Raw genomic sequence first — 12,448 nt, forward strand, 5'->3', positions numbered from 1 at the left:
GGCGATCGCCGGTTTCGGTGTGTACCGGCTGCACGGCATCTTCGGCTCCAATGACGTGGTGTCGTGGCCGCGTGCCGACTCGATCGAGAACAGCAAAGTTGAATAGCATTGTCGGACAGCCGATTTAGCAGTTTCATGTCACATCAGCCCGGCAGCAGCTCCAGGCGTCACAGTGACAAAATATCGCTCGGACGGAATGACAGTCCTCAGGTCGCGGTGAGTGCCGTGAAACGGTTGACCGGGGCGGGCTGCAAAAGTGGACACGAACGTGAGACAAATCGGTGTGGACACAAAGTGAGACAACGCGCATCGGCACAGATCAGGGCCGCGCAAGTGGACACGGAGCTTGGGAACCTACAGTAGTTGTAGGTCCGCAAACAAATTGGTCACATCTCAGGTGAAATGGCCACACGTTGGCCACTTGGCCATTTAAATCGCGATTTGTGCCCGGCAAGGCCTGTCAAGGCGCCCGAGCGTGCGGCATGGGACGGTTTGGTACGAGCCAGTTGGCCGCCGAGGTAGCAAAGTCAGACGTATTCGTAATTCGCGCTGCGACGTAGCCCATCAAGGTCAATGTCGCCGTCGAACAACAGGATTCCTGCTCGATATCGGCGTCGCCCTCTCATCCTGTCGGCGCGGCGGGTGCCTTGACCGCCTCTAAACACACGGTGACGTCGACGGTGTCTCCGACCATCGGGCCGCCCCCGGCTAACACGGGAGTGTCGGTCAGGACGCCGAAGTCGCTACGCTTCAGTTTGATCCCGCCATCGAACCCGGCCACTTCACCGTGACCCAGGCCGGCGCTCACCCCGAGAAACGAGAACGCCAGTGTTAGGCGTTTGGTGATTCCGCGCAGGGTGAAGTCGATTATGAGCACCCAGTCGTTCTGCCCGGTGCCGTGCATGTCGACCGAGACGAGGGTCGCGGTGGGGGACTGGTCGGCTCCGAAGACGTCGGGTGCCCGCAGGTGCTCGTCGCGGGTTGGGTTGCCGGTGTCAACCGACCCGACCGCGATGGTGGCCGTAATGCTCGGAGTTCCGTTCTCGGGCACCGTGATCGCCCCGGAGAAGTCGCCGAATCGCCCACGTACTCTGCCGACCATCAGGTGGCGAACCGAGAACGTGATGGAAGAGTGGACGGGGTCGATCGTCCACGTGCCGGGGGTCAGATCCCGCCCAACCGCCGACGTCACCTGAGTGTTCTTCTCGAGTTCGGACGGCAGCTCGTAGAGTTCGTGTAAGACTAGGGCGTTGCGGGCTTGGATGAGCACGCCACCCTCGTCGAGACATCCGAGTTCGATTGGGGCGAAGCCGAGCTCGGTGCACAGCCCGGCTACCACCGCGCTTGCCGCGGAGTCGTTGCTGGACACGAAGACCACGCGTTTCCCGAATTCGGGTGGGCGCTTCTCGGCGAGCTGCCTGGCGGCGGTTTGGTTGAACGACTTGACCACCGCGGCGCCCGGAAACGCCTCGGCGTTGTACTCGGTCGAGAGGCGGCCGCCGAGGATTTGCTCGGAATTAGGCACCAGAAACGCGTTCGTCGCGTCGACGACGATCTTGCCCGACCAGTCTGGACGGCGCTTACCCAGCTCACGGACCTGCAAGAACGGAATGGCCAAGATGATCACGTCTGCATCCAGGGCCGTGTCGAGGGTGGCCGGTGTGATCGAGGCGGACAGTTCGGTCACGTCGATCGTCTCCGGACCTCGCGTGTTGGCCCAGAGTGCTGGGACGTGGTGCTCGGAGAACCGTTGCGCCAGAACCGCGCCAACGCTGCCGGTGCCCACGACGGCATACTGCAGAGTGCTGCTCATCGCCCGACCTCCGCGGTCCGAGCGGCCGCGATGAAGGTCGCGAGCGCCAGGAACACGGCGTTCACGAGCCACTTGCTGTACTCCGCTCGTCGACCGTGGAACACCGCCGCGCCCACCTGCAGCAGCGCCAGACCCACGGCAGCGGCAGGCGTCAAGATTGGCGCAATGCCGGTGAGCCACGGCAGGATCAGCCCGAGAGCGCCGGCCACCTCGACGCCGCCGATGAGTTTGATCGACGTCGCAGACATCGCCTCGGCGGCGCCAGCCATGGAGGGATTCTCCGCTAGGCGCTCCCTCGGCGTCAGCAATTTCGTGCCACCGACAAAGAGATATGCGGCGGCGAGTAATCCGGACGCGATCCATACCGCGATGTTCACGAGGGCTCCTCGAAGACGTATGCGTGCGAACAGGGTTGGCCCGAGCGGTTGCGCCTGCGAATCTCGCATTCACGCGGGCACGACGGGCGGCATCAGTTGATGCTTCAACAAACCTAGACCGTGATAACGTGACGCGTCAACTAATGGGGCTGCACCGCACTCATTGCCCGCGAGTCAGCCCGCGACGCCTCGACGATGACCAGACGCCGTCACGTGTGCCACAGGGTTGAGGGTTGTTCCCACGAAATCACCGGTGCCGAGGGTTTCCACGACGGAGCCGTCGCCGGTCGGCGGCTCACATTCAATGGTTGATGGTTGAACTATCCTTCAGACGGAGGAGGAGGTCCGGATGACAGCTGTGCGATGGGACACCATCGGGTCGTCGCCATGACGCGACCTAAGCGTGATAGTCGTCGACACGAAACGGTCTGGCTCGACGACGATCAGCAGCGTGCATGGCGTCAGCTCCTGGCGATGATCATGGAGCTTCCGGCGGCCCTGGAACGCGATCTGCACCGCACCACCGGACTGACAACGTTCGAGTACGTCGTGTTGGCGAACCTGTCGGAAGCCGGCGACAGGACGCTGCGGATGTCGGAGCTCGCCTCCCGTGCCAACTGCTCGTTGTCGCGGTTATCGCACGTAGTCAGGCGCCTCGAAGACGACGGGTTGGTGATCAAGCGTGTCTGCGCCGATGACGGCAGGGTGAGCGTGGTCGAGCTCACGAAGGCGGGAATGAGGCGGGTCGCCGCCGCGGCCCCGTTGCACGTCGCGAAGGTTCGCGAACTGGTGGTGGAACCGTTGACGAAGGCTGACCTGATCAAGCTCGGCAAAGCGGCCGAAGCCATTACTGACCGGATCGCCGAGTCGGGTTGACTGCATCAGCCTCATCGTCTGTCTAAGTAGCGTTCGATGTCTCAAACCCATTGTCCCGGTGCTGTATTCGCACCCGCAATTGCTGTCCCTTTGGGAGGGCAGCGGCGATGAGTTGCAGCAGAAAGGCGGCCGTCCGTCGGCGACACGCGAAGGGCGCACGGCTTCGCCGTCGAGAAGCCGGGCCGCACAGTAGGTTTTATGCGCACGCAGGCAGGCGACCGGGCCGAACCACACAAGGAGGCACCTGAAGTGTTGGACACTCTCACGGCAACAGTACTTAGCTCAGCGGAGAACAGCAGCTCAGGAACAGGATCTACGTTAATTGCGTTGGCAGGCATTCTATTGGTTTCATCGGCGCTTACCTCGCCTACCTTGAACAGCACGCTCAGGCAAGCGCTGCTACTCGTCCCACCACATACAGTGACAGGGCCGCCTGGCAGATGTACAAGCGGGGTGCCTACGCCAAACTGATCACGGCGATGTTTTAAGACGGCCAACAAGACCTGACGGAGTCGCTCGCGCAAGCAGCTTTTGTCGCCAATAGCGAACCGCGCAAAAAACTCTTAGACTTACATTTCGAAGCCGGGCTTAACGGAGCTGGACAAGCGCCTAGAACTTGTTGAGATGCTCGGGCACCGCACCATCCTGCGGTCTGCAGACACTGCGGCGCGGTCATCGAAATACCGGCCGAACAACTCGCCCGGTTGCTTCGAGAAGCCACGTTGTTCAACGCCGCGAATCAGACAGTGCTGAACTGGGTTCACTGACCAAGCTGGACGTCGCCGAACCGCCACGCCCAGAGCCGATTTCGATCTTGTTAACCTCTCTTTATGCCACGAAAATTCAGTGACCAACAAATTGAGGCGTATCTTGATAGCCGCCCGTGCTGGGCGATACTGAGCACCATCGACAAGGATGGATTCCCGCACACCGTACCCCTTGGATACTTTCGCCTTGGCCGCGACATCATCATGGGTGTGCGAGATGGGACACGCAAAGTTGCCAACGTCGAAAGCAATCCGAACGTAAGTATCTTGCTCGAAGACGGCTCCAGCATGGCAGATATCCGGGGAGTGATGTTCCAAGGTCACGCCCGCATCGTTCGCGAACCAAGCGAAGCACTTCAGCTCGCGAGGGAAGGTGCTCGGGCGCGGAGCGTGCCAGAGTCCGACTGGCCCACCGCACCCAGACCGGGCTCCGCCTACATCCGGATGACACCCGTTAGAACAGTGTCTTGGGATTACGCAAATTCAACGCCGGACCAGGCTTAGCTTCGCCAACCTTCGTGGGACGCATCTGCTGCGACCCGGGTTTGTCGGTTTCCCGGACAACCCGGTACATCAGGCACATCGAGCCTGCCGACAATCAACCCTAGGAAATGAGGGCCATCGCCTTATTCGTGCGCACGATCCGCGCAAGCGGTTAGTCGTCGTCGCCAAGGTTCATAGTTGTTGCTCTCCACCGTCGACGAACAATTCTGCGCCGGTCATGTAGCTGCTCTGGTCAGAGGCTAGAAATACGACTGCGGAGGCGATTTCCTCGGGGCGACCGAGCCGGCGCATGGGTATTGCCGACGCCATATTGTCCAGAAGGGCGTCTTGCTCCCCGGGCGGGTCGGGCCGAGGATGCGGTTAAGCGTCGAGGACGAGGTTGTTTGCTGGTGTGGCACAGCATAAAAGGGCCCATTCGCTCCCAGGGTCGTCGAGTGGTTGCGGGCGGTAGGTCACGCTGCCCGACACCAGCGGCGTGATGCAGTTCTGGCAGACGCCGGTGCGACATGACCAGCGGGTGGGCACATCGCACGCTTCGGCAAACTCCAGGAGGTTCGCGAACCGGTCGGAGAAGGGGACCTCGAGTCCGCTGCGCGAGAACGTGATTGATGGGCCGCCGCCCGGGGTGCCATTCGGCGGGTGGGGCGCTGCCGTTCTATTCGGTACTGCGCTGGGTCCGAATGCCTCGGTGAAAATGCGAGCGGGCTCGATACCGGTTTCGGCGATGAGCGCGGTCATCGAGGTCATGAAACTGCTCGGCCCGCAGACGTAGGCGTCGGTGTCGGCGGCTAACGCCAGCGCGTTCAGTGCAGTGCCGTCTGGCCGGCCGTAGTGGACATGTTCAGTGGTGGGTGAGCGCGTTTCGCGGGGGAGGTCGATGGTGTAGAAGATGTGGGCTGATGATGCCGGTAGCGCTGCGAGCAGTTCTGTGACCTCGGAGCCGAAGGGTCGTTGGGACGGGGTTTTGGCGGCTTGTAACCATGTGACGTGCCGCGGGCTGTGTTCGGCTGCCAGGCTGTGCAGCATTGCCATAAGCGGCGTCACTCCGATGCCTGCGGATACGAAGAGAACGGGCCGGCCGGAGCCGGTAAGGGTGAAGTCGCCGCGGGGCTTTGCGGCGTGCAGGGTTCGTCCTGCGGTCAGGTTGGCGTGCAACCACGGGCTGACTATTCCGAGGTCTTCGCGTTTGACGCTGATGCGGTACTGCCCGGCGGCGGGTGCCGATGACAGCGAGTAGTTGCGGATGGTGGGCGGCTTGTCAGGAGCAGCGGGCACGCGAATTGTCAGGTATTGGCCAGGCAGGAAGCGCGGTAGGGCACCGCCGTCCGGTGACGCCAGTGTGAACGATTGGATCTCGGGTGTCTCGGTGCGTACGTCGGTGACCAGTACCGGCTGAAATCCGTTCCAGGCCGGACCAGTTGGTTGTTGAGTTTTGGCGAGAAGGTCCGCCAACGAGTCCCGCCATCCGGTGCTCAGTGCCGGGATCCGGGTTGCGCGGCGTAGATCTTCGGTATCACGGTCGGGAAGGTAGAGCAGAGCGTCGATGGCTGCGACCGACAGCGATATTGTGGGGCGCTCGAGTCGCACGATGGTGTCACCTGCGCATACCTGGCCTTCTTCGAGGACACGGAGGTAGAAGCCGGGGCGGTGGTGTGCCACCAGCAGTGCGGCCATGCTGGGCACACCCAGCCGGACGCCGAGTTTGTAGCAGGTGACGCGCGGTTGGGTGACCTCGAAGACCGCGGTGCCGATCCGGTAACGGTCGCCGACATACACGTCGTCGTCGGAAAGCCCGTCGACGGTGAAGTTTTCGCCGAATTGGCCGTGGCTGAAGTTGTCGCGGCCGAGTTCTTTTTGCCAGTAGGTGTAGGACTCGATCTGGTAGACCAGGATGGCGCGGTGTTCACCGCCGTGACCGATTTTGTCGGCTTGTTCGTCGCCGTCGACGTTGAGTCTCCGCACCCGTTGAGGGCCGTGAACCGGCACTTTCCAGATCGCGGTATTCGTGGTGCCGCCGGCCCAAGTGTGATCGGCCGGCCGCCCGACATTGACCGACAGCAAGGTAGCTACAGCTCCGGGCGGCCCTGGGTTCATCGATCTCACCATAGCGCCGGTGGGTGGGTTAACTCACTAATCGCAAGACGGAGCGCACCCACCCACGGCCGCGACAGTAGCGCGCCCGGTAGCGGCATTCCAGATGCCGGCCTCGATGCCGGCCGGTTGATTCGACGCGTGGCTGGCCGAAAGCCACGTCCCCAAGCTGTTCGTCAGCGTCGAGCACCGAGACGTTGCGATACGTCCCGCGTCGCGTGGAACTTCAAGGCGCACGACCAGACGACAGTGACAGGGACGAGGTAACTTACAATTACGAATCAACCAAACAATGTAATGGCTGTATCCAACTTTGAGATGGTCGTGGAATGTGTTTGAGGAAGTTGATCGAGCATCATGACGCTTGATTCGGTCCGCGACTTCGTCCTGGAGTCTCCGATCCAGAACCAGATGGCGACCAGCCCCGATGAGTGACATCGTTCGGACACCGTCGGGCATCCCGTTAGAACCCGTGTACGGACCGGGTGACCGCGCGCCAGACCCGCCGCCGCCCGGGCAGTACCCGTTCACCCGCGGCAACTTCGCGTCCGGCTACCGGGGTAAAACCTGGACGTTCCGCCAATACTCGGGATTCGGCACCGCCGAGGAGTCCAACAAGCGGTATCGCTATCTGTTGGGCCAGGGCGGCACCGGGCTCTCGGTCGCGCTGGACCTGCCGACCCAGTGTGGCTACGACTCCGATGACGCGGAGTACGGCGAGGAGGTCGGCCGCGTCGGTGTCGCTGTCGACACGCTCGCCGATGTCGAGGTGCTCTTCGACGGCATTCCGCTGGACAAGATCAGCACCAGCTTCACCATCAATGGCACCGCAGCCATCCTCCTGGCGTTCTACGTCGCCGCTGCCGAGAAAACGGGCGTGGCCCGCGAGAAGCTCACCGGCACAATCCAAAACGATATCCTCAAGGAATACGCGTCCCGCGGTACCTGGATCTGGCCGCCGGAGCCGTCACTGAGGCTGATCGCCGACACCATCGAGTTCTGCGCAGCCGAGGTGCCGAGGTTCAACGCGATCTCCGTGGCGGGCGCGCATTTTCGCGACGCCGGCGCCAATGCCGTTCAGGAGATGGCCTTCACGCTGGCCGACGGCGTCACCTACTGCGACACCGTCGTCGAACGCGGTCGGATGACCATCGACAAGTTCGCGCCGCAGATCTCGTTCTTCTTCTATACCCACGGCGACTTCTTCGAGGAAATCGCGAAGTACCGGGCAGGCCGCCGCCGTTGGGCGACCATCGTCCGCGAGCGCTACGGCGCGACGACCGATAAGGCGGCCATGTTTCGCTTTGGCTGCGTCGCGGGCGGCGCGTCGTTGTATGCACCTCAGGCGCAGAACAACTTGGTGCGCGTCGCCTACGAGGCGCTGGCCGCGGTGCTCGGCGGCGTCCAGTCGATGTTCACCGCGGCGTGGGACGAGCCGTTCGCTCTTCCCAGCGAGGAATCCGCGACGCTGGCGCTGCGCACCCAACAGATCCTCGCCTACGAAACCGGAGTGGCCAAGGTGGCCGATCCGCTGGGCGGTTCCTACTTCGTAGAGGCACTGACCGATGCCACCGAGGCCAAGATCATCGAAATCATGGACGACCTCGAAATGCACGGTGGCATGGTGCGTTCCATCGAGGACGGCTATCTGCAGGGGCTGATCGCCGACGAAGCCTTCAAGATTCACCAAGAGGTCGAGTCCGGCGAACGCCCAGTGGTCGGGGTCAATAAGTTCGTCACCGACGAGCCGTCGCCTGACATCGACACCTACGAACTGAACGCGGAGGGCCGCGATCTTCAGCTGAAGCGTCTTACGAAGATCAAAGCCGAGCGTGACTCGATCGCCGTCAAGGACACGCTTGCCGCACTTGCGCATTCGGCGGAGGGCACCGACAATCTGATGCCCCGACTAATCGACTGCGCCAATGCTTACTGCTCCGTCGGGGAGATGGTGACCGCGCTCAAGGCGGTATGGGGCGAATTCCAGCAACCGGTGGTGTTCTGATGGGGGCTCGCGTCCTGGTGGCGAAACCCGGTCTGGACGGACACGACCGCGGCGCAAAGATCGTCGCGCGCACGCTGCGCGATGCCGGATTCGAGGTCATCTACACCGGAATTCGCCAGCGCATCGAGGACATCGTTTCGATCGCGCTGCAGGAGGACGTCAAGCTTGTCGGGCTTTCGATCTTGTCGGGCGCCCATCTGGCGCTGACCGCCCGCACCGTTGACGCGCTGCGAGCCGCCGACGCCGGCGACATCGCGGTGGTCGTCGGGGGCACCATCCCGCAGGCCGACGTGCAGAAGTTGTTGGATGCCGGTGCAGCAGCGGTGTTTCCGACGGGCACTTCACTGGAGACCCTCGTCCGAGACGTACGCACGCTGACAGGCGCCGGAGAAGAAGACTGATGCGTCCGGGCGTGATGATCGCTGCGCGACCGCAGGTGCTTCGGTGACCGGGCCGACGGAGGCTCGGCCTGTGGGCCCTCTCGCCGGCATCCGCATCCTCGAGATCGGCCACATGTTAGCCGGGCCGTACGCCACGATGATGCTGGCTGACCTCGGCGCCGAGGTCATCAAGATCGAACCGCGGAGCGGCGACATCTCGCGGCAAGTCGGAGATTCATATTTCGCCAGCCTCAACCGAGGCAAGCGCAGCATTTGCGTGGACCTGACAACCGAAGCGGGCCAGCGCGAGCTCGGTGAACTCGTTTCCAAATCGCATGCGCTGCTGGCGAATTTGAAACCATCCGGCATCCGCCGGTACGGCCTCACCTACGAAGCGCTACGGCGGTGGAACGACCGGATTGTCTGCGTGGCGCTCACCGGTTTTGGACTGGACGCGGGTGATGATCCGGCATTCGACTACGTCATCCAGGCGACCACCGGCATCGCCGCGCTGACCGGCGATCCGCTTGGACCACCGACCTTGCCGGGGTACTCCGCGGCCGACAATTCCGCCGGGCTTACCGCTGCCCTGGGCTTGCTGGCCCAGATCGTCTCCGGCTGCGGGGGGCAGGTCGAGGTATCACTGCGGGATGTGATGCTCTCTCAGCTGAATTACCGCGCGTCGGCCTACCTCAACGACGGCATCGAGCCGCAACGGTTGCCGATGGGTGCGCACTCGTATTATGTTCCAGCCCAACTCTTTTCGACTGCAGACGGGTTCCTGGCACTGTTTATCACGCACGACAAATTCTGGAAGTTATTCGCCGCGGAGGCCAACGTCGTAGGGGCCGAGACGATGAAGGAGCGGGCCGCAGGACGCGACGAGGTACTCGCCTTGGTGGCCAACGCTCTGGCCACCGATACCGCCGCGAACTGGGAATCGCGGCTGCGTCCACTGGGCGTGCCCGCCGCCGCCGTCCGCACACTGCCCGAAGCGCTCGCCGCTCATCCGGAAGTGATCGTTGACGCCGGCGCATTTCGATTGATCCGGAGCCCAATTCGGATTGACGGGTATGAACCCGACTACGGCGCACCGCCACGTCTCGATGAGCACGGCGGAGCTAATCTCTCAGTTTGAGATCGCCGTCGGCTCGCAGTACCAATCACCGTTCGGTTATTGAGCGATACGGCCGGAAAAGGGGGTGACTTATGAATGTCGCTGATCTGATCCAGGCAGCGCTGAGCGGCTCTACCCGGGCGACGGGTCGCCTGCTGAGCCTGATCGAGGGCGATCGTCGCGACGAGGTGCTGGCAGCTGTGGATACAGCCTCCGCTCGGGTTGTCGGCATTACTGGTCCTCCGGGCGCAGGAAAGTCGACGACGATCGCCGTGCTGGTTGGCGCCTATCGCGCACGAGGAATGCGGGTCGCGGTGCTGGCGGTGGACCCGTCATCGCCTTACAGCGGCGGCGCCATACTCGGCGACCGCATCCGGATGGCCGCCCACATTGACGACCCCGATGTGTTCATCCGATCGATCGCAACTCGCGGTCACGTCGGCGGTCTCGCCGCCGCGGTTCCCGCGGCGATCCGGCTGCTTGCAGCACTGTCCTACGACCTGATCGTGCTTGAAACGGTCGGTGTCGGTCAGTCGGAGATCGAGATCGCCGCCGTCGCCGATCCCACCATCGTCATCCTCAATCCCGGTGCGGGTGACGCGGTCCAAGCCGCGAAGGCAGGCCTGCTCGAAGTGGCTGACATTGTGGTCGTCAATAAAGCGGACCGCGACGGCGCGACGCAAACCGCCCGCGATCTGCGGGCCGAGACGTCGGCGCCAGTTCTCACACTCGTTGCAGCGCGCTCCGAGGGCGTTACCGACTTGATGGACGCGATCGACGCCCACCACCGCGCCGACACGCCTGCCCGGAGGGCATCGCGCGCTCGGGCACAGATCCTCTCTCTGGCCCAAACTCGCTTGCACTCCCACCCTGAACTCGCGGGTTTGGCCGCCGCCGTCGCTGACGGCCGATGCGATCCGTATACCGCCGCTGGTCTGCTGCTGATCGAGTCAGCCACCGCCGATAAATCCGATTAGTTCGCTGGCCCGACAACCATCGACCCCATTCATCGGCTGCGTTTCATCACCCGGTCCGCCGCGGCCCAATGTTCATCGGATACCCATAGCGAGGCGAAAGCTGCGACAGCGTCGTCGGCAGGTACGCCCGAGATGACCCGCTTGATGTCGCCGGCTGGCCGATTAGCCAGCGCCCGCGCCAAGGAGCGCCACTCAGTTTCGAACATCGCCCTCGGCAGCACGCGATCCACCAGCCCGACTCTTTCGGCTTGATCGGCGGTGAGTATGGCTCCGGTGCCCGCGAGCATCAGCGCTCGGCCGCGGCCGACGAGGGCCGCGAGCCGCTCCGCGCCACCCCAAGCCGGCATTATTTCGAGGGACACTTGATTGAACCCGATCTTGATGTCGTCAGCGGCTACCCGTATGTCGGCGGCGACCGCGACCTCGGCTCCGCCCCCGAGCGCGTGGCCGTTTAGCGCGGCGACGACCGGGGCAGGGAAATTCGCGAGCTCATCACACAGCGACCGCATCCGCCGCGCCATGGCTGCCGCCTGCTCTTCGGTTCGCAGGGCACTGAGCTCCTTGAGGTCCCCGCCGGACACGAACGCCCTGTCTCCCTCGCCTCGAATGACCAGGCACAATGCGCCCTCGGCACCGGCTATGGCCTGCTCAAGCTGGTCCATGGTGTGAAGCGCGATGGCGTTACGCGCCTCAGGGCGATTGATAGTGATGACGGCCAGCCCTTGGTCGAGTTCTAGATCAACCACTCGCGGTCTCCATCTCGGGCATCGGGCCGTTTGGCTTGGTTGGCGGGTTGCCATGAGCGTATAGAGGTCGTCGAAGCCAGTAATCTCTATATCAGATTTCAAATGTGATATGCCCTTGCCAGCTACCGTTGATTTATGCCAAAGGCTGTCGATATCTCCGGGACCGTGCGGGAGCGCGCCGTGCGCGAGTTGCGCGACCGAATCCTGACCGGAGCATTGTCCGCGGGCACGCGCATTGACCTGGACGCCATCACCACTGAGTTCGCCACAAGTCGGACACCGGTGCGTGAGGCCCTCCTGGAACTGTCGTTCGAAGGCTTGGTGCATGTTGCGCCGCGCAGCGGAATCACCGTCATCGGCATCAGCTCGAAGGACGTGATCGACAGCTTCACCATCCTGGGTGTCCTGACCGGACAGGCCGCCGCCTGGGCGGCGCAGCGGGTAAATCCGCAGGAGCTCGCCTCGCTACGCGAGCTTGCCGGCGAGGTCGCTGCGCGCTCGGGTGACGACAGCATCGGCGAAGCCAACTGGCGCTTCCATCAGGAGATCCACCGCGCGGCTCATTCCCGGCGGCTACTTGCGCAACTCACCCAAGCCGCGCGCATGGTCCCTACCAACTTCCTGACCCTCTTCCCCGAACACGAAAAGCACTCACTCGACGAGCACGACGAACTGATCGAGGCAATCGCCGACCACGACGCCGAGCGTGCTCGTTCGGTGGCCGAACGTCACGTGCTGGAAGCCGGCCGCTCGCTGGCTTCCTGGTTGGACCAACGCTGACCCAACCGGATCGCG

Annotated in this window: 11 protein-coding genes and 1 pseudogene; 7 read left to right on the forward strand and 5 right to left on the reverse strand. The window is 63.2% G+C overall.

Going from position 1 to position 12,448, the window contains the following annotated elements:
* Positions 1–622: 622 nt before the first annotated feature.
* Both WAO18_RS24870 and WAO18_RS24875 read right to left on the reverse strand, forming a co-directional pair.
* Positions 623–1,813 (reverse strand): YceI family protein, encoded by a 1,191-nt coding sequence (locus WAO18_RS24870; protein ID WP_422208884.1) that lies wholly within the window; start codon positions 1,811–1,813, stop codon positions 623–625.
* Positions 1,810–2,190, reverse strand: a complete 381-nt coding sequence (locus WAO18_RS24875; RefSeq protein ID WP_422208885.1) for a DoxX family protein — start codon at positions 2,188–2,190, stop codon at positions 1,810–1,812. Before WAO18_RS24875 ends, WAO18_RS24870 begins: the two co-directional genes overlap by 4 nt.
* A gap of 387 nt (positions 2,191–2,577) precedes the next feature.
* Between WAO18_RS24875 and WAO18_RS24880 the strand changes: the two genes are divergently transcribed.
* Together WAO18_RS24880 and WAO18_RS24885 are read left to right on the forward strand one after the other, a co-directional pair.
* Positions 2,578–3,066 (forward strand): MarR family winged helix-turn-helix transcriptional regulator, encoded by a 489-nt coding sequence (locus WAO18_RS24880; RefSeq protein ID WP_422208886.1) that lies wholly within the window; start codon positions 2,578–2,580, stop codon positions 3,064–3,066.
* Between the two features lie 830 nt (positions 3,067–3,896).
* Positions 3,897–4,337 carry a pyridoxamine 5'-phosphate oxidase family protein gene (locus WAO18_RS24885; protein ID WP_422208887.1) on the forward strand — a complete coding sequence of 147 codons (441 nt, stop codon included), beginning with the start codon at positions 3,897–3,899 and terminating at the stop codon, positions 4,335–4,337.
* A gap of 171 nt (positions 4,338–4,508) precedes the next feature.
* On the opposite strand, the pseudogene WAO18_RS24890 reads toward WAO18_RS24885, so the two are convergent.
* Positions 4,509–4,661 (reverse strand): annotated as a pseudogene (locus tag WAO18_RS24890) (SDR family oxidoreductase); the annotation flags it as partial.
* A gap of 36 nt (positions 4,662–4,697) precedes the next feature.
* Positions 4,698–6,431: an MOSC domain-containing protein gene (locus WAO18_RS24895; protein ID WP_422208888.1), complete on the reverse strand. Its 1,734-nt coding sequence runs from the start codon at positions 6,429–6,431 to the stop codon at positions 4,698–4,700.
* A 424-nt stretch (positions 6,432–6,855) separates the two neighbouring features.
* Between WAO18_RS24895 and WAO18_RS24900 the strand changes: the two genes are divergently transcribed.
* The 4 genes from WAO18_RS24900 to meaB all read left to right on the forward strand — a co-directional run bounded on the left by WAO18_RS24900 (position 6,856) and on the right by meaB (position 10,907).
* Positions 6,856–8,433: a methylmalonyl-CoA mutase family protein gene (locus tag WAO18_RS24900; protein ID WP_422208889.1), complete on the forward strand. Its 1,578-nt coding sequence runs from the start codon at positions 6,856–6,858 to the stop codon at positions 8,431–8,433.
* Complete coding sequence (locus WAO18_RS24905) at positions 8,433–8,834, forward strand: cobalamin B12-binding domain-containing protein (RefSeq protein WP_422208890.1); 402 nt, start codon at positions 8,433–8,435, stop codon at positions 8,832–8,834. The genes WAO18_RS24900 and WAO18_RS24905 overlap by 1 nt, the downstream gene beginning before the upstream one ends.
* 43 nt (positions 8,835–8,877) lie before the next feature.
* Complete coding sequence (locus tag WAO18_RS24910) at positions 8,878–9,951, forward strand: CaiB/BaiF CoA transferase family protein (RefSeq protein WP_422208891.1); 1,074 nt, start codon at positions 8,878–8,880, stop codon at positions 9,949–9,951.
* A gap of 71 nt (positions 9,952–10,022) precedes the next feature.
* A complete protein-coding gene (meaB, locus tag WAO18_RS24915) occupies positions 10,023–10,907 on the forward strand; it encodes a methylmalonyl Co-A mutase-associated GTPase MeaB (protein WP_422208892.1) in 885 nt (294 codons plus the stop codon).
* 29 nt (positions 10,908–10,936) lie between these two features.
* On the opposite strand, the gene WAO18_RS24920 is transcribed toward meaB, so the two are convergent.
* Complete coding sequence (locus WAO18_RS24920) at positions 10,937–11,653, reverse strand: enoyl-CoA hydratase/isomerase family protein (protein WP_422208893.1); 717 nt, start codon at positions 11,651–11,653, stop codon at positions 10,937–10,939.
* A 135-nt stretch (positions 11,654–11,788) separates the two neighbouring features.
* On the opposite strand from WAO18_RS24920, the gene WAO18_RS24925 reads away from it, so the two are divergent.
* The gene (locus WAO18_RS24925) at positions 11,789–12,433 is read left to right on the forward strand and encodes a GntR family transcriptional regulator (protein WP_422208894.1); all 645 of its coding nucleotides are present in this window, start codon (positions 11,789–11,791) and stop codon (positions 12,431–12,433) included.
* Positions 12,434–12,448 lie beyond the last annotated feature (15 nt).

Origin of the sequence: Mycobacterium sp. (assembly GCF_049278535.1) — a bacterium.
Taxonomy (GTDB): Bacteria; Actinomycetota; Actinomycetes; order Mycobacteriales; family Mycobacteriaceae; genus Mycobacterium.

Bases quoted from the DNA above. Each gene is read 5' to 3' on its own strand.
- WAO18_RS24870 (WP_422208884.1), bottom strand. From the start codon at position 1,813: ATGAGCAGCACTCTGCAGTATGCCGTCGTGGGCACCGGCAGCGTTGGC.
- WAO18_RS24880 (WP_422208886.1), top strand. From the start codon at position 2,578: ATGACGCGACCTAAGCGTGATAGTCGTCGACACGAAACGGTCTGGCTC.
- WAO18_RS24885 (WP_422208887.1), top strand. From the start codon at position 3,897: ATGCCACGAAAATTCAGTGACCAACAAATTGAGGCGTATCTTGATAGC.
- WAO18_RS24895 (WP_422208888.1), bottom strand. From the start codon at position 6,431: ATGAACCCAGGGCCGCCCGGAGCTGTAGCTACCTTGCTGTCGGTCAAT.
- WAO18_RS24900 (WP_422208889.1), top strand. From the start codon at position 6,856: ATGAGTGACATCGTTCGGACACCGTCGGGCATCCCGTTAGAACCCGTG.
- WAO18_RS24905 (WP_422208890.1), top strand. From the start codon at position 8,433: ATGGGGGCTCGCGTCCTGGTGGCGAAACCCGGTCTGGACGGACACGAC.
- meaB (WP_422208892.1), top strand. From the start codon at position 10,023: ATGAATGTCGCTGATCTGATCCAGGCAGCGCTGAGCGGCTCTACCCGG.
- WAO18_RS24925 (WP_422208894.1), top strand. From the start codon at position 11,789: ATGCCAAAGGCTGTCGATATCTCCGGGACCGTGCGGGAGCGCGCCGTG.